At 66.8% G+C, this 17,688-nt stretch carries 12 protein-coding genes; all 12 read left to right on the top strand.

Features of this window, described 5'->3' with window-relative positions:
* Nucleotides 1–134 precede the first annotated feature (134 nt).
* The 12 genes from A7X65_RS27245 (at nucleotide 135) to A7X65_RS27190 (ending at nucleotide 17,383) form a co-directional block, all read left to right on the top strand.
* On the top strand, nucleotides 135–911 hold the full coding sequence (locus A7X65_RS27245; RefSeq protein ID WP_063691099.1) for an HpcH/HpaI aldolase family protein: 777 nt from the start codon (nucleotides 135–137) through the stop codon (nucleotides 909–911).
* Between the two features lie 201 nt (nucleotides 912–1,112).
* Complete coding sequence (locus A7X65_RS27240) at nucleotides 1,113–2,636, top strand: UxaA family hydrolase (protein ID WP_063691097.1); 1,524 nt, start codon at nucleotides 1,113–1,115, stop codon at nucleotides 2,634–2,636.
* Nucleotides 2,637–2,811: 175 nt separating this feature from the next.
* Nucleotides 2,812–3,333 carry a PAS domain-containing protein gene (locus A7X65_RS27235; protein ID WP_063691095.1) on the top strand — a complete coding sequence of 174 codons (522 nt, stop codon included), beginning with the start codon at nucleotides 2,812–2,814 and terminating at the stop codon, nucleotides 3,331–3,333.
* On the top strand, nucleotides 3,311–4,615 hold the full coding sequence (locus tag A7X65_RS27230) for a methyl-accepting chemotaxis protein (RefSeq protein WP_063691093.1): 1,305 nt from the start codon (nucleotides 3,311–3,313) through the stop codon (nucleotides 4,613–4,615). The genes A7X65_RS27235 and A7X65_RS27230 overlap by 23 nt, the downstream gene beginning before the upstream one ends.
* 283 nt (nucleotides 4,616–4,898) lie before the next feature.
* Nucleotides 4,899–8,168, top strand: a complete 3,270-nt coding sequence (locus tag A7X65_RS27225; RefSeq protein WP_063691091.1) for a transglutaminase family protein — start codon at nucleotides 4,899–4,901, stop codon at nucleotides 8,166–8,168.
* A gap of 27 nt (nucleotides 8,169–8,195) precedes the next feature.
* Nucleotides 8,196–10,709 carry a circularly permuted type 2 ATP-grasp protein gene (locus A7X65_RS27220; protein WP_063691089.1) on the top strand — a complete coding sequence of 838 codons (2,514 nt, stop codon included), beginning with the start codon at nucleotides 8,196–8,198 and terminating at the stop codon, nucleotides 10,707–10,709.
* Entirely contained in the window at nucleotides 10,706–11,584 is an 879-nt protein-coding gene (locus A7X65_RS27215) for a transglutaminase family protein (protein WP_063691080.1), read from the top strand. The genes A7X65_RS27220 and A7X65_RS27215 overlap by 4 nt, the downstream gene beginning before the upstream one ends.
* Nucleotides 11,585–11,910: 326 nt before the next feature.
* Complete coding sequence (locus A7X65_RS27210; protein ID WP_063691078.1) at nucleotides 11,911–12,738, top strand: HD domain-containing protein; 828 nt, start codon at nucleotides 11,911–11,913, stop codon at nucleotides 12,736–12,738.
* 117 nt (nucleotides 12,739–12,855) lie between these two features.
* Complete coding sequence (locus A7X65_RS27205) at nucleotides 12,856–13,746, top strand: alpha/beta fold hydrolase (RefSeq protein ID WP_063691076.1); 891 nt, start codon at nucleotides 12,856–12,858, stop codon at nucleotides 13,744–13,746.
* 78 nt (nucleotides 13,747–13,824) lie between these two features.
* Complete coding sequence (locus A7X65_RS27200) at nucleotides 13,825–15,348, top strand: FAD-dependent oxidoreductase (protein WP_063692531.1); 1,524 nt, start codon at nucleotides 13,825–13,827, stop codon at nucleotides 15,346–15,348.
* A 129-nt stretch (nucleotides 15,349–15,477) separates the two neighbouring features.
* Nucleotides 15,478–16,053 carry an HdeD family acid-resistance protein gene (locus A7X65_RS27195; protein ID WP_063691074.1) on the top strand — a complete coding sequence of 192 codons (576 nt, stop codon included), beginning with the start codon at nucleotides 15,478–15,480 and terminating at the stop codon, nucleotides 16,051–16,053.
* A 118-nt stretch (nucleotides 16,054–16,171) separates the two neighbouring features.
* On the top strand, nucleotides 16,172–17,383 hold the full coding sequence (locus A7X65_RS27190) for an ABC transporter substrate-binding protein (RefSeq protein ID WP_063691072.1): 1,212 nt from the start codon (nucleotides 16,172–16,174) through the stop codon (nucleotides 17,381–17,383).
* The last annotated feature ends 305 nt before the right edge of the window (nucleotides 17,384–17,688 follow it).

The raw sequence follows: 17,688 nt of genomic DNA, 5'->3' as shown, positions 1-17,688 counted from the left end.
TTGCGAGCGTAGCGCGGAGCCCCGGTTCGCGGTAACAGCAGGGTCGTGCTGTCGCGGCGGCTCGTCATGGTGACGAAGGCCCAACCAACGGTCCAAACAACCCAACGGTCCAAACAACAAAGAAGGAAGGCAACGTGGCGAACAAGGTCAAGGAAATCTGGAAGTCGGGCAAGGCCGTGGTCAACGCGTGGCTCGCGATTCCCTCCGGCTTCTCGGCCGAGATGATCGCGCAATGCGGCTTCGACAGCGTCACCGTCGACATGCAGCACGGCGTGCAGGATTATCTGTCGATGGTGCAGTGCTTCCAGGCCATGGACAAGCATCCGGTGACCCCGATGGTCCGCGTGCCCTGGAACGAGCCCGGCATCATCGGCAAGGTGCTCGACGGCGGCGCCTATGGTGTGATCTGCCCGATGGTCAACACCGCGCAGGAAGCCAAGAACCTCGTCTCCTATTCGAAATATCCGCCGCAGGGGGTCCGCTCCAACGGCCCGATCCGCGCCGGCATGTACGGCACCGCCGGCTCCTACCAGAAGACCGCGAACGCCGACACCATCCTGCTGCCGATGATGGAGACCAAGACCGCGGTCGAGAACATGGAAGCGATCCTCGACGTCGAAGGCATCGACGGCGTCTATATCGGCCCGTCCGACCTCGGCTTCTCCTACGGCCTCGAGCCCAAGCTCGATCGCAGCGAGCCCGAGATCCTCGCGATCTACGAGAAGATCATCAAGGAATGCGGCAAGCGCGGCCTCAACCCGGGCATCCATTGCAGCGGCGCCGAGGGCGCTGCGCGCGCCATCAACATGGGCTTCAAGCTGGTGACCTTGTCGAACGAAGTCGGCCTGATGACCACCTACGCCAAGATGCAGGTCAACGCGACCCGCAAGGATTCCGCCGGGAAGGCCTGAGCTCTCTCTCCTCTCCCTCTCCCCGTTCTTACGGGGAGAGGGTTGGGGTGAGGGGCCTCTCTCAACACGAACCAAACTCACGATCGAGCGCGCGGCTTGCCCCTCACCCGGATCGCCCCGGACGATGCATCGCCGGTCGCGATCCAACCTCTCCCCGTAAGAACGGGGCGAGGTGAAGTAAGAGACCCAAGGAGACCTGCCATGACCATCAGCCCCGTCATCCGCCTGCATCCCGATGATGGCGTGGTGATCGCGCGCGCGAGCCTGCCGCCGGGAACGGTGGTGGCCGATGGCGTGACCGCGGTCGACCGCATTCCCTCCGGCCACAAGGTCGCGATCAAGCCGATCGCGGTCGGCGAGCCCGTGATCCGCTACGGCCAGATCATCGGCTTTGCGACGATCCCGATCGCGCCGGGCCAGCACGTGCACGTGCAGAACATCGGCATGGGCGACTTCGCCAAGGACTACGCCTATTGCGCCGACGTCAAGCCGACGCCGAATTTCGACCTGCCGGCGACCTTCGAAGGCATTCGCCGTCCTGACGGCCGCGTCGCCACGCGCAACTATATCGGCATCCTCACCTCGGTGAACTGCAGCGCGCATGTCGCAAGCCTCGTCGCCGACGTCTTCAAGAAGAATCCCTTCACCGGCGACAATCCGCTGTCCGATTTCCCCAATGTCGACGGCGTAGTCGCGCTGACCCACAAGACCGGCTGCGGCATGACGCAGAACGAGCCGCTCGCGCTGCTCCGTCGCACGCTTGGCGGCTATGCGCGCCACGTCAATTTCTCCCACGTCGTCGTGCTCGGCCTCGGCTGCGAGGTGAACCAGATCGGCGGGCTGATGGAAGAGCAGAAGCTCGCCGGCCGCCTGCGCGCGATGGACATCCAGGAGGTCGGCGGCACCCGCAAGACGGTGGAGGCGGGCATCGCCTTCGTGCGCGAGGCGCTCGCTGACGCCAACAAGGTCAAGCGCGAGTCCGTGCCGGTGAGCGAGCTCACCGTGGCGCTGCAATGCGGCGGCTCCGATGGCTATTCCGGCGTGTCGGCCAATCCTGCGCTCGGCGCCGCCAGCGATCTCATCGTCCGCCACGGCGGCACCGTGATCCTGTCGGAAACGCCCGAGACCTACGGCGCCGAGCATCTGCTCACGCGCCGCGCCGTCAGCCGCGAGGTCGGCGAGAAGCTGGTCGACCTGATGCGCTGGTGGGACGAATACACCGAGCGCGAAGGCGCCGAGATGAACGCCAATCCGAGCCCCGGCAACAAGGCCGGCGGCCTCACCACCATCCTGGAGAAGTCGCTCGGCGCGATGGCGAAGGCCGGCACCACCAATCTCGTCGAGGTGCTGCGCTACGCCGAGCCGGTGACCAAGCGCGGCTTCGTGTTCATGGATACGCCCGGCTACGATCCCGTCGCCGCAACCGGCCAGGTCGCCGGCGGTGCCAACCTCGTCTGCTTCACCACGGGCCGCGGCAGCGTGTTCGGCTGCAAGCCCGCGCCCTCGATCAAGCTCGCCACCAACACGCCGATGTACAAGCGCATGGAGGAGGACATGGACGTCAATTGCGGCACCATCCTCGAAGGCGAGGAGAGCGTCGAGCAGTGCGGCCAGCGCATCTTCGATCTCATCCTGAAGACCGCGTCCGGCCAGCCGACCAAGAGCGAGAGCTTCGATTTCGGCGGCGCCGAGTTCGCGCCCTGGGTGCTCGGCGCGACGATGTAGCTGGTGCCGATGCAGCTTGCTGCCGGAATCGGCCGACATCTACGTAGTCATACGTAGGTGCCATATGACCGCGGGGGTTTCCGCGGTCACTCGGGATTAATATTTCGCACCGTAATCGTGAGGCGATGCGGGCGACTCCTTCGAGGGCGCTGCCCTACGACAGGATTCGTCAACGATGACGCATGCGATACGGCCGACCGGCGTGGAAAATCTCCTCGGTGAAGAGGAGCTGATCGTCTCCAAGACCGATCTCAAGGGCCGCATCACCTACGCCAACGACGTCTTCGTCCGCATGGCGAAATACTCTTATGCCGAGTTGATGGGCGCGCCGCACAGCGTGATCCGCCATCCCGACATGCCGCGTGCGGTGTTCAAGCTGCTCTGGGACACGCTGCAATCCAGGCAGGAGATCTTCGCCTACGTCGTCAATATGGCCAAGGACGGCAGCCATTACTGGGTGTTGGCTCACGTCACGCCGACCTTCGACGAGCGTGGCAACATCGTCGGCTATCACTCCAACCGTCGCAAGCCCGACCCGGCGCAGATCGAGCGCATCAAGCCGATCTACCGGACGCTGTGCGCGGAGGAGGCGCGGCATGCCAATGCCAAGGACGGCATGCGTGCAAGCTTCGATGCGATGGTCGGACTACTGAAGCAACAGGGTGTCGGTTACGATGAATTTGTGCTCTCTCTCTAAGGCGCAGGGAGCGACCGCGCTCGCGTGTGTTCTTGCCGTCGTTGCGTTCGGGCTTTCGCTTCTCGGTGTGACCGGGACGTTCGCGGCGGTGCTGCCCGGCGCCATGGTCGCGCTGCTCGGCTACGCCGTCTGGTGCCAGCATCGTACCGCGATGGCGGTCGATGAAGTCGCCGATGTCTGCCGCAAGGCGGCGCACGGCGATCTCGAGGCGCGCATCCTCAGCGATCGTCAGGCCGGCCGCATCGGCTCGATCCAGAAGTCGGTCAACGACATGCTCGACATCACCGATGCTTACTTGCGCGAAGCCTCGGCGTCGATGGAGTACGCCAGCCGCGGCAAGCATTTCCGCAAGATCCTCGCGCGCGGTCTGCCCGGCTCGTTCCGCCGCTCCGCCGTCGTCATCAATGCCGGCACCGACAGCCTTGGCCGCCGCGTGGTGGAGATTGCCGATCTCGCAAAACAGTTCGGCACGCATCTCGACGGCGTCGCCGGCACCCTGATGGGGGCTGCAACCGATCTGGAATCCGACGCGCACCAGATGGCGGCGGCGGCCGAGAAGACCAGCCGGCAGACCTCCGGCGTGCTCAGCGCCTCCGACCAGGCCTCGCGCAACGTCGCGACCGTCGCCAGCGCCGCGGAGCAGCTTGCATCCTCGATCGCCGATATCGGCCGCCAGGTGACCGGCTCGACCGCGAGCACGGGGCGCGCCGTCAACGAGGCCAATCGTGCCGGCAGCGAAATCCGCGCGCTCGCGGACGCCGCGATGCGGATCGGCGACGTCGTCAAGCTGATCAGCGAGATCGCCTCGCAGACCAATCTGCTCGCGCTCAACGCCACCATCGAGGCGGCGCGGGCAGGCGAGGCCGGCCGCGGCTTCGCGGTGGTGGCTTCCGAGGTCAAGAGCCTCGCCAACCAGACCGCGAAGGCCACTGAGGAGATCAGCGCCAAGGTCGGCGAGATGCAGCAATCGACCACCAACTCGGTCGCGGCCGTCGAGGCCATCGCGCAGACCATCGGCGAGATCAACGGCATCACCGCCGCGATCGCGACCTCGATCGAGCAGCAGGGCCTCGCCACCCGCGAGATCGCCCGCAACGTCCAGGAAGCCTCCGCCGGCACCTCGCAAGTGTCCTCCAACGTGACGGGCATCAGCGATGCCGCCGCCGACACCGGTCGCGTCGCCAGCCGCGTCAACAGCGCCTCCGAGCGCGTCCACGGCGAAGTCGAGACCCTGCGCCGAGAGGTGACGCAGTTTTTGCAGCGGCTGACCTCGGCGGCGTGAGGCCGCGCCGCGAGAGTAGTCGTACGTAGATCCACAAGAGGTCGTCATGCCCGGGCCTGTCCCGGGCATCCACGTTCTTCGATAGCGAAAGTGAAGGTCGTGGATGGCCGGGACAAGCCCGGCCATGACGCCGTGGAGGCTCCGGCCCGCCACCCGTTACGTCCTGTGCAGCACTCCGGGCTACGACCGGGATACTTCCTAGGCAGCCTCTGCCCGTTGTTAGTGCTTGATCGCATTGACGTCAGGTGTTCTGCTTAAAAAAGCTGCTGGAGCACCGTACCCCGTGTCGATCTACGTCGCATTACACCACGTTACGCACTACAAGTACGACCGCCCGATCGATCTTGGCCCGCAGACCATCCGCCTGCGGCCGGCGCCGCACACGCGCACACCGATCCTGAGCTATTCGCTCAAGGTCACCCCATCCAACCACTTCGTGAACTGGCAGCAGGATCCGCAGGGCAACTGGCTCGCCCGCTACGTCTTTCCGGAGAAGACCACCGAGCTGAAATTCGAGGTCGACTTCACGGCGCAGATGACCGTGGTCAACCCGTTCGACTTCTTCGTCGAGCCCTATGCCGACAGCTTTCCGTTCGAGTATCCGAAGGACCTCAAGACCGAGCTCGCGCCCTATCTCGAGACCATGAAGGCCGATCGGCTGTTCGCGAAGTTTCTCGACACGATCCCGCACGAGGCGCCCAACACCGTCAACTTCCTGGTCGATCTCAATCGCGAGCTGCAGAAGAAGGTCAGCTACATCATCCGCATGGAGCCGGGCGTGCAGACGCCGGAGGAGACGCTCGCCTCCGGCGCCGGATCATGCCGCGACTCCGCCTGGCTGCTGATCCAGACGCTGCGCCATCTCGGCCTCGCCGCGCGCTTCGTCTCGGGCTATCTGGTCCAGATCCGTCCCGACATCGACCCGATCGAAGGACCGCCCGAGGTCGAGAACGATTTCACCGACCTGCACGCCTGGGCCGAGGTCTATCTGCCGGGCGCGGGCTGGATCGGCTTCGACGCCACCTCCGGCATGCTCGCGGGCGAGGGGCACATCCCCGTCGCCGCCACGCCGCATTATCGCTCGGCCGCGCCGATCTCAGGCGGCGCCGGCTTTGCCGAGGTCGAGTTCGCCTTCGACATGAGCGTGAGGCGGATCCGCGAAGCGCCGCGCATCACGAAGCCGTTCTCCGATGAATCCTGGGCGCGGCTCAACGATCTCGGCGAGCAGGTCGACGGCGATCTTGCCGCGCAGGACGTGCGGCTCACCATGGGCGGCGAGCCGACCTTCGTCTCGGTCGACGATCTCGAAGCAGGCGAGTGGAATACGGAAGCCGTCGGTCCGACCAAGCGTACGCTCGCGGACGACCTGATCCGCCGGCTGCGTACGCGCTTCGCGCCGGGCGGGTTGCTGCATTACGGCCAGGGCAAATGGTATCCGGGCGAAAGCCTGCCGCGCTGGGCCTTCGGCCTCTACTGGCGCAAGGACGGCGTGCCGATCTGGAAGAACGCCGACCTCATCGCCAAGATCGAGAACCCGCGGCGGCCCGAGGTCAGGGACGCCGAAGCCTTCATGGAAGGCACCGCCGCGCGGCTCGGCGTCGACCTTGGCTACATCATGCCGGCCTATGAGGATCCGGCCTATTGGCTCAAGAAGGAAGCCGAGCTTCCGGTCAATGTCGATCCCTCCGACTCCAAATTGTCCGATGCTGAAGCGCGCGCCCGCATGGCGCGGGTGTTCGACGAGGGTCTGAACACGCCGCGCGGCTTCGTGTTGCCGATCCAGCGCTGGAATGCGCCGCCGCGCTGGCGCAGCGAGCGCTGGCCGCTGCGACGCAGTCATCTGTTCCTGATGCCTGGCGATTCACCGCTCGGCCTGCGTCTGCCGATCGGCTCGCTCGGCTACGTGCCGCCCAATCAATATCCTTACATTATCGAGCAGGATCCGATGGAGGCGCGCGCCAAGCTGCCGGTGTTCACGCCGCCGGCGCGGCCGAAATCACCGCCCCGGGACGCGCCCGAGAAGCTCAACACGTCCGTCCCGGTCCGCACCGCGATGTCGATCGAAATCCGCGACGGCGTGATCTGCGCGTTCATGCCGCCGGTCGAGCGCATCGAGGATTATCTCGAACTGGTCGCGGCGCTCGAAGCCACCGCGGAGGAGATGCAGCTCCAGGTCCATGTCGAGGGCTATCCGCCGCCGTTCGATCCGCGCATCGAGGTGATCAAGGTGACGCCCGATCCTGGTGTCATCGAGATCAACATCCAGCCGGCGAAGAGCTGGCGCGATGCGGTCGAGATCACGTCGGGTCTCTATGAGGACGCGGCCAAGGTGCGCCTCGGCGCCAACCGCTTCCTCGTCGACGGCCGTCACACCGGCACCGGCGGCGGTAATCACGTCGTGGTCGGCGGCTCGAGCCCGCAGGACTCGCCGTTCCTGCGCCGGCCGGATCTGCTGAAGAGCCTCGTGCTGTATTGGCAGCGGCATCCCTCGCTGTCCTATTTCTTCTCCGGCCTGTTCATCGGCCCGACCAGCCAGGCGCCGCGCATCGACGAGGCCCGTCACGACAGCATCTACGAGCTCGAGATCGCGCTCTCGCATGTGCCGCCGCCGGGTTACCAGACGCCGTTGTGGCTGGTGGACCGGCTGTTCCGGCATCTGCTCGTGGACATCACCGGGAACACCCACCGCGCCGAGATCTGCATCGACAAGCTCTATTCGCCGGAAGGGCCCACCGGGCGCCTCGGCCTCGTCGAATTCCGCGCGCTCGAAATGCCGCCGGACCCGCGCATGTCGCTGGCGCAGCAGCTCCTGATCCGCGCGCTGATCGCCAAGATGTGGCGCGAGCCGCAACAAGGCAAGTTCGTGCGCTGGGGCACCGCGCTGCATGACCGCTTCATGCTGCCGCATTTCATCTGGGAAGATTTCCAGGACGTGCTCGGCGAGCTCAAGCAGTTCGGCTACCCGTTCGAGGCGGAATGGTATCTGGCCCAGCTCGAATTCCGCTTTCCCGCCTTCGGCCGCATCCATCATGGCGGCGTGACGCTGGAGTTGCGGCAGGCGCTGGAGCCCTGGCACGTGCTCGGCGAGGAGGGCTCGGCCGGCGGCACCGTGCGCTATGTCGACAGTTCGGTCGAGCGGCTCCAGGTCAAGGCCGAGGGTTTCGTGGAGGGCCGCCACGTCGTGACCTGCAACGGCCGCCGCCTGCCGATGACCTCGACCGGCCGCTCGGGCGAGGCCGTGGCCGGGGTCCGTTTCAAGGCCTGGCAGCCGGCCTCCGGGCTGCACCCGACCATCCCCGTCCACGCGCCGCTGACCTTCGACCTGATCGACACCTGGAACGGCCGCTCGCTCGGCGGCTGCGTCTATCACGTCGCCCATCCCGGCGGGCGCAACTACGACACCAAGCCCGTCAACACCTACGAGGCCGAGGCGCGGCGGCTGGCGCGTTTCCAGGACCACGGCCACACCCCGGGCCCGATGCAGCCGCCGCCCGAGGAACGCACAAATGAGTTTCCGCTGACCCTCGACTTGCGGACACCGCTCCTGCAATGAGTATGATGGTGGGGGAGGGAAAGGCGTATGGCCGAGGGCGCAGCCGAAGAGAACGACCAGCCGGGCAGCGCAGCCGCCCGGAGCCGGCTCGCGCAATGGGTCCGCGACTATAGTCGCCTGCCCGGCATCCCCGACGAATTCCTCGGCCCCGACGGCGCCCCGCGCGCGGTCTGGAGCCGGTTCCTCGATGCCTTCGGCGCGCTCGCGCCCGACGAGATCGAGCGGCGCTTCGGCATGGCCGACCGCCATCTACGCGAGGCCGGCGTCACCTACCGCGCGCCGGGCGACAGCGCCGACCGGCCCTGGTCGCTCAGCCACCTTCCGCTGCTGATCGACGAGGCCGACTGGAAGCAGCTCTCCGCCGGCATCACCCAGCGCGCCGAGTTGCTCGAGCTCGTGCTGCGCGACATCTATGGCGAAGGCCGGCTGGTCGCCGAGGGCGCGCTGCCCGCGGCCGCGATCGCCGGCAGCCCCGAATATCTCCGTCCCGTCTGCGGCGTGCCGCCGCCGGGCGGACGTTATCTGTCAATCTATGCCGCCGATGTCGGCCGCGGCCCCGACGGGCGCTGGTGGGTGCTCGGCGACCGCACCCAGGCGCCGTCGGGCGCGGGCTATGCGCTCGAAAATCGCCTGGTGCTGTCGCGCGCCTTCTCCGATCTCTACAAGTCGATGAACGTGCCGCGCGTCGCCCCGTTCTTCGAGGCGTTCCGCGACAGCCTCCGCGCGCGCGCCGATCGCGACGAGCCGCGCATCGGCGTGCTCACGCCCGGCAGCTTCAGCGAGACCTATTTCGAGCATGCGACGCTGGCGCGCTATCTCGGCTTCCTCCTGGTCGAGGGCGACGATCTCGCCGTCAGCGACAACCGCGTCCATATCCGCACTGTCGCCGGCCTGAAGCGGCTCGACGTGCTGCTGCGCCGCGTCGATTCCAACTCGCTCGATCCGCTCGAGCTCGATGCGTCCTCGCATCTCGGTGTGCCCGGCCTGATCGACGTGCTGCGCAAGGACGGCGTTGTCGTCGCCAACATGCCGGGCTCGGGCGTGCTGGAGGCGAGGGCGCTGCTCGGCTTCCTGCCGGCGCTCAGCCGCCGCCTGCTCGGCGAGGAGCTGAAGATGCCGCATATCGCGACCTGGTGGTGCGGCCAACGCAACGCGCGCGACGAGGTGCTGTCGCGGCTCGACGAGGTCGCGATCGAGGGCGCCTATCGCCGCGGCGTGCCGGGCTTCGAGCGCAGCGGCCCGGTGCTCGCGAGCGAGCTCGATGCCGCCGGACGCCAGCGCCTCGTCGACGCCATCGGCGCGCGCGGCATGGATTATGTCGGCCAGGAGGTGGTGCGGCTCTCGACCATGCCGGTGTGGGAGCACGGCCAGCTCACGCCGCGTCCCTTCGTGCTGCGCGTGTTCGCGGCAGCGACGCCCGACGGCTGGGCCATCATGCCCGGCGGCTTCTGCCGGATCGCCGAGCAGCCGGACGCCCGCGCGGTGTCGATGGGCGACGGCGCCCGCGCCGCCGACGTCTGGGTCGTCTCGGAGAAGCAGGTCTCGACCGCGACGCTGCTGCCGGCGACCGACAAGGTGCGCATCCGCCGCATCGCCGGCGTGCTGCCGAGCCGCGCCGCCGACAATCTGTTCTGGCTCGGGCGCTATCTCGAACGCGCCGAGGCGACGTTGCGCCTCGTGCGCGCGCTGGGCTCGCCGAGCGGGCCGAACAAGGGCACCGCGGCCTCGCTGCAATCGTCCGAACGCATCCAGCGCATGCTGGTGGCCTGGGGTGCGATCTCGCAGACCTCGCGTACGGCGCAGGGGCGCATCGTCGCCGAAGCGCTGCAGAGCCCGGAGCGGTTCGGTTCGGCGCTCTCGCTGGTGCGCGCGGCGCAGCGTACCGCGACCTCGCTGCGCGAGCGGCTGTCGCCCGATGCCTGGCAGGTCATCACCGAGATGGCCGAGCGCCTCGCCTACGAGGTGGAGGACGACGACAGCGTGGTCAGCGCGGCCGAGCTGACCCTGCAGGAGCTGGCGAGCTTCGCGGGCCTTGCCCAGGAGAACATGAACCGCGCCGCCGGCTGGCGCTTCCTCGATATCGGCCGCCGCACCGAGCGCGCCATCAACACCACGCGCTTTGCACGTCAATTTGCATATGACGAGGCCGGCGACGAGGATCTCGACATCCTGCTGACGCTGGTGGACTCCCAGATCACCTACCGTTCGCGCTATCTGCTGGCGCCGATCCTGGCGCCGGTGCGCGATCTCGCCGTGCTCGACGGCTACAATCCACGCTCGGTGGCCTTCCAGGTGGCGACGCTGAACGAGCACATTGCGGCACTGCCCAGCCTGAAGGAGCACGGGCTGATCGAAAAGCCGCAGCGGCTGGCGGTGGCGGTGCAGGCGATGCTGGCGACGGCCGAGGCCGGGAAGCTCGAGGTCAAGACGCTGTTCGCGCTGGAGCAGGATCTGCTCAGCCTCGCCGAGGCGATCGGGCTGCACTATTTCCCGCACGGTCCCAATGCCAGCCGGCCGGAAAAGCTGACGGGGCTGGCGTGATCTACGACATCCGTCACGTCACCACCTACGAATACGAAACGCCGGTCAGCTTCGCCCGCTGCACGCTGCGGCTGGAGCCGCGAAGCGGCGACGGCCAGGAGCTGATCTCGCACCGGGTCGAGATCCGTCCGCGCCCCTCCGAGCGCAACGTCCGCCGCGACTTCTTCGGCACGCTGACCGAGAGCGTCGTGATCGAAGCCGCGCATCGCAACCTGCGCATCGACTCGCGCTCCCGCGTCTCCGTCGCGCGCAAGCCGCCACCGCGCGATGCGGCCAGTCCGTCCTGGGAAAGCATTCGCGACCTCGCCTTCGAGGCGACCAGCCTCGGGCCGTCCTCGCCGGTCGGCTATGTCTTTGCGAGCCCCCTGGTGCCGGTGCTGCGCCCGGTCAGCGCCTATGCGGTGGAAAGCTTTCCGCCGGGCGCGGGCATCCTCGCGGGCGCGATCGATCTCATGCATCGCATTCGCACGGAGTTTCGCTACGATCCCAAGGCGACCGTGATCTCGACGCCGCTGAACGAGGTGTTCGAGAAGCGTCATGGCGTCTGCCAGGACTTCGCCCATGTGATGATCGCGGGCCTGCGCGGGCTCGGTCTGCCGGCGGCCTATGTCAGCGGATATCTGCGTACCATTCCGCCGCCGGGCCAGCCGCGCCTGCAGGGCGCCGATGCCACCCATGCCTGGGTCTCGCTGTGGTGCGGGGCGGAGCTTGGTTGGGTCGATCTCGATCCGACCAACGATCTCCTGGTTGCGAACGACCACATCGTGCTCGCGCTCGCCCGCGATTTCTCCGATGTCTCCCCGGTCGACGGCATCATCGTCGGCTCGCCGAAGCAGAAGCTCGGCGTCGCCGTCGACGTGCTGCTGGTCGAGTGATTGCGCGCCTCCACCGTCCCGATTGCGAAGAGGATGCAGGCGCGTGCGCCAGGCCGCGGTCCATTGCGCCGACCTGTCGTTCATGTCCGATAAAGCGAATTTGATGTCCGTCGTTGGGCCGGCGCCCTTGGCACGTCGGCCCCGGTGTGTCGCGCCGCGACTGCAACCGCGATGTCGCAGGGCACAAGAGCAAACATAATTTACGTATTTGGGGTCCGGGATTTGGTCCCCCGGGCCAAGATGGGCTATGCTGCCGCTCGCGTCGAAGGCAACAATGGGACGTCGGGAGCTGGCGTGGGACACCACCGACAAACGGGGCTGCATCCATGATGACGTTACCGAGACTGGCGGCTGAATCCCTGGAGAAGGTGCTGGGCTCGTTCATGCGTCGCAGGTTCGGCGAGTCCCCGGCCAACATCATCGAGAGCGCCACCCGCACCACCATGGAATGCATCGGCAACAGCGATGCGCTGTATCACAACATCGAGCACACGATGCTGGTGACTCTGGCGGGCCATTCCATTCTCAGCGGCCGATATCTCCACACCCATCTGGAGGCGGAGGACTACGTTCATGTCCTGATCGCCTGCCTTGCTCACGACATCGGCTATGTGCGCGGCCTGTTCGAGGAGGACGACGAGGACGGTTTCCTGATCGACGAGGCCGGGACCAAAGTCTCCCTCCAAAGGGGCGCGTCGGACGCGAGCCTGATGATGTATCACGTCGACCGCTCGAAATTGTACGTGATGCGGCGACTGCGGCATATTCCGGGGCTCGATCCGGAGCGCATCGCCCGCGCCATCGAGGGCACGCGGTTTCCCGCCCAGCAGGCCCAGGAGTACGACGCCGAATCCTCGATCCTGCGCGCCGCCGATTTCATCGGCCAGCTCGGCGACCCCAACTATCTGCGCAAGGCCAACGCGCTCTATTACGAGTTCGAGGAAGTCGGCATGAACCGGCAGCTCGGCTACGACTCGCCCGCCGACATCGTGAACCGCTATCCACAATTCTATTGGAATAGCGTCGCACCGCACATCCAGACCGAGATCAGCTATCTCAACAAGACCGAGATCGGCCGGCAGTGGATCGCCAATCTCTACAGCAATGTGTTCCGCGCCGAACGCGACATCTCGCTGTCGGGGCCGCAGAAGTAGCGGCCTTCCCGCTGTCGTAGCCCGGATGAGCGCAGCGATATCCGGGGTCGGCGGCACCACCTCCCGGATGTCGCTGCGCTCATCCGGGCTACGGCCACCACATCCGTGAGCAACCCCATGCAACAAAAAACCGTCACCACGGATATCCTCGACATCGCCTATCTCGACTACGGCGCCACCGATGGCTGGCCCTGCATCATGGGCCACGGCTTTCCCTATGACGTGAACGCCTATGCCGAGGCCGCGCCGTTGCTGGCGCGGGCCGGGGCGCGGGTGCTGGTGCCCTGGCTGCGCGGCTATGGGCCGACGCGCTTCCGCTCGGTTGCAACGCTGCGCTCCGGCGAACAGGCGGCGCTCGGCGCCGATCTCCTCGCCTTCATGGATGCGCTTCGCATCGAACGGGCGATCGTCGGCGGCTACGACTGGGGCGGCCGCGCGGCCTGCGTGGTCTCGGCGCTGCATCCCGAGCGCGCGGCCGGGCTCGTCTCCGGCAATTCCTACAACATCCAGAACATCGCGCGCTCCATGGAGCCGGCCTCGCCGCCGGAGGAGGCCGCGCTCTGGTATCAATATCTCTTCCACAACGAGCGCGGCCGCCGCGCGCTGGAGCGCAACCGCCGCGGCTTTGCCCGACAGCTCTGGGCGATGTGGTCGCCGACATGGGCCTTCGACGACGCGACGTTCGAGACCAGCGCGGTGTCGTTCGACAACCCCGACTTCGTCGACGTCGTGATCCACTCCTATCGCCACCGCTACGCGCTGGTCGCAGGCGATCCCGCCTATGCCGGGATCGAGGCAAAGCTCGCCGCGCAGCCGGCCATCCGCGTGCCGACCATCGCAATCGACGGCGACAGCGACGGCGTCAATCCCGGCACCGCCCATCACGCGCACAAGTTCGAAGGGTCCTTCGAGCGGCGCGTCTTCGCGGGCGCCGGCCATAATTTGCCGCAGGAGCGACCGGCGGAATGGGCGCAGGCGGTGCTGGACGTGCGCGCAGCCGGGTCCTGATTTCCGCGGTCGCAGGAACTTTTCCCGCGTCCCGCCGTCCAATTCCTGAGTTGCGCATCAAGCTGCCAGGAGATGACCATGACCGAGGACAAGAAGCCAAGCGGACCCGATCTGGCCAAAGGCGTAACGCTCGCTGAGTTGAGGGACGGCAAGCTGCTCGGCCATGTCGGCGAGGAGGATGTCCTGCTAGTGCAGGCCGGCGGCGAGGTCTTTGCGATCGAGCCGGCCTGCAGCCATTACCACGGCCCGCTCGCGGAGGGCCTCGTGGTCGATGACACCATCCGCTGCCCCTGGCACCACGCCTGCTTCTCCTTGCGCACGGGCGAAGCCACCCGTCCGCCGGCGCTGAGCGCGCTGGCGGTGTGGGACGTCGCGCGCGACGGCGACAGGATCCTCGTTCAGCGCAAGCGCGAGGCGCCTAAACCGTCGTCGGCCCATCGCAGCGCGCCGGCGCCGGAGAAATTCGTCATCGTCGGCGGCGGCGCGGCCGGCTTCGCCGCGGCCGAGACGCTCCGGCGCGAGGGCTTTGCCGGCGCCATCACCATGCTGAGCAATGACGGCGCGATGCCGGTCGATCGTCCCAACCTCTCCAAGGACTACCTCGCCGGGAACGCGCCGGAGGACTGGTTGCCATTGCGGGGCGAGGACTATTATCAGGATGCCGGGATCGATCTCAGGCTCAACACAGATGTCTCCGCCATCGATGCGAAGACGCGCAGCGTCACGCTGGGCAATGGCGACAAGCTGCCGTTCGACCGGCTGCTGCTCGCGACCGGCGCCGAGCCGGTCCGGTTGCAGATCCCGGGCGCGGACCAGCCGCATGTCCACACCCTGCGCTCCGTCGCCGACAGCCGCGCCATCATCAAGGCGGCCGGCAGCGCCAAGCGCGCGCTGGTGATCGGCGCCAGCTTCATCGGCCTCGAAGTTGCGGCGTCCTTGCGGGCGCGCAAGATCGAGGTGCATGTGGTCGCGCCCGAGGAGCGGCCGATGCAGAAGGTGCTCGGCCCCGACATGGGCGACTTCGTTCGCGCGCTGCATGAAGAGAACGGCGTCAACTTCCACCTCAAGGACACCGTCGAGAAGCTCGACGGCACCCGCGCCACGCTGAAGAGCGGCGCCGTCATCGAGGCTGACCTCGTCGTGGTCGGCATCGGCGTGAAGCCGCGCCTTGCGCTGGCCGAGCATGCCGGGCTCGCCGCTGACCGCGGCGTCAGCGTCAGCGAATATCTGGAGACCAGCGTCGCCGGCATCTTCGCGGCCGGCGACATCGCGCGCTGGCCCGATCCGCATTCCCGGCAGACCATCCGGGTCGAGCATTGGGTGGTGGCGCAGCGGCAGGGCCAGACCGCGGCCCGCAACATGCTCGGAGAGCGCGAGCGCTTCGACGCGGTGCCGTTCTTCTGGTCCCAGCATTACGACGTCCCGATCAACTATGTCGGTCACGCCGAGAGCTTCGACGAGGTCGCGATCGACGGCAGCATTTCCGGCAAGGATTGCCTGCTGAAGTACCGCAAGGGCGGGCGCGTGCTGGCGGTCGCTTCAATTTATCGCGATCTCGACAACCTCAAGGCCGAGCTGGAGATGGAGCGGTCGCGCGGCTGATGCCCCGCATTCGACCTTGATTTGCGTCAATGTTGCTGCCGCTGAGGGCTGTTCTGCTGGCTGTCGCCCCGGTAAGGCGCGTGCTATTCTGGCGTGTGCCCGCGGGCGTCGCATGCAGGAGTGGCCGCCATGTCAACTGCCTCGGATACGTCTCATCAGCCCAGCCTCGGCTCCGGCATCACGGCGCTGCATGCAAAATGGGGCTGGATCGTCGCGCTCGGCGTCGTCTATCTCATTGCCGGCTTTGTCGCGCTCGGCAGCATGGTGATGGCGACGGTGGCGAGCGTCCTCGTGGTCGGCGTCATGATGATCGTCGCCGGTGTGACCGAGGTGGTCGGCGCCTTCCAGATGAAGAGCTGGGGCAAGTTCCTGATCTGGGCCTTGCTTGGCGTGCTCTACATCGTTGCCGGCTTCCTGACCTTCGAGAATCCGCTGTTCGCGGCAGCTCTGCTGACGCTGTTCCTCGGCGCATCGCTGCTGGCCTCCGGCGCCGTCAGGCTGTTTCTCGCCTTCAGCATGAAGCGGGAGAGCCCCTGGGTCTGGGTCGCGCTGTCGGCCGTCATCACGCTGCTGCTTGGACTGCTGATCCTGGCGCGCTGGCCGGTGAACAGCGTCTACATCCTCGGTCTTTTCCTCGGCATCGACCTGATCATGGCCGGTGCAGGGTGGATCAGCGTCGGCCTTGGCCTGAAGGCGCGCCACTAGGGCCATCAGCAACTCGACGCAAGACCAACTTGTGGAACTCCGGTGAGCTGACGCGCTGACAAAAGCAGCACGCCGCGCGTTCGCTTTGTCGCGCGGCGATGATCATCGGGGAGACACCATGAGAGCCGCTTTGGCCCTGGCCGCAGCTTTGGCTGCCGCCTGCCTGTCCACGCCTGCCTCCGCACAAAAATCCTACGGTCCCGGCGTCAGCGACACCGAGATCAAGATCGGCAACACCATGCCCTATAGCGGGCCGGCCTCGCCGCTCAGCATCACCGGCAGGGTGATCTCCTCCTATTTCGACGAGATCAACGAGAAGGGCGGCGTGAACGGCCGCAAGCTCAACCTGATTTCGCTCGACGATGCTTTCTCGCCGCCCAAGACCATGGAGGCCGCCCGGCGCCTCGTCGAGGGCGACGGCGTCGCCTTCATCTTCGCCACCATGGGCACCGCGCCGAGCTCGGCGATCGCAAAGTACCTGAACAGCAACAAGGTGCCGCAGATCTTCCTGATCAGCTCGGCCTCGAAGTGGAACGATCCCGCCAACATGCCCTGGTCGATGGCGCTGCCCTGGGCGCCGAACTACACCAGCGAAGCCGCGATCGACGTCGCCTATGCCCGCGCCAAGAACCCGAATGCGCGCTTTGCGGTGCTCTACCAGAACGATGATGCCGGCAAGGAATATCTGCGCGGCGTCAAGGAGGCGCTCGGCGCCGATGCCGACAAAGCGATCGCGATGGCGTCGAGCTTCGAGGTGGCCGATCCCACGGTCGATTCCCAGGTGCTGACGCTCGCCAATACCAAGGCCGACGTCTTCATGATCTACTCGGTGACGCCGCGCGCCTGCGCGCAGGCGATCCGCAAGGCGCACGAGGTCGGCTGGCAGCCGACGCGCTTCCTTGCCTCCGGCTGCGCCAACAAGGCGACCGTGATGGTGCCGGCCGGCCTCGACGCCGGCAAGGGCGTGCTCTCGCTCGGCTCGCTCAAGCCGTTCGTCGAGCAGCCCAAGGACGACCCGGCGATGACGGCCTATATCGACTTCATGAAGAGGCGCCTGCCCAACGCCGACATCAACAACGTCGCCGGCCTCTACGGCTACACCGTCGCCGAGGCTCTGGTGGTGCTGCTCAAGCAGTGCAAGGACAATCTGACGCGCGAGAACATCATGGCGCAGGCGGCGAACCTGAAGAACGTGCCGCTGTCGCTCCTGATGCCCGGCATCACCCTCAACACCACGCCGCAGGATTTCCGCCCGATCAAGGACGGCTACATGCTCCAGTTCGACGGCAACGACTGGATCGTGGCCAGCGAGCTGCTGCGGGGGACGTGAGGGGGCGGCTCTCTCCGCGAGTTCGCTATCGTAGGGTGGGCAAAGGCGCACGTGCGCCGTGCCCACCACCTCTCTCGATCGAAAAAGAGCGTGGGCACGCTTCGCTTTGCCCACTCTACGAGACCGACGTGCGGCAGAGACGGTGCACCCTCTCCCCTTGTGGGAGAGGGTGGATCGCATCGAAGATGCGAGCCGGGTGAGGGGTATGCCTCCGCGAGTCCCCCTCGTGCGGGAGTATTCGCCGATAGAGACCCCTCATCCGGCGCTTCGCGCCACCTTCTCCCACAAGGGGAGAAGGAAGGAGG

It is taken from the genome of Bradyrhizobium stylosanthis, from assembly GCF_001641335.1.
GTDB lineage: Bacteria > Pseudomonadota > Alphaproteobacteria > Rhizobiales > Xanthobacteraceae > Bradyrhizobium > Bradyrhizobium stylosanthis.
The sequence above is the reverse complement of the archived record's forward strand: the minus strand, read 5'-3'. Positions and strand labels throughout refer to the sequence as shown.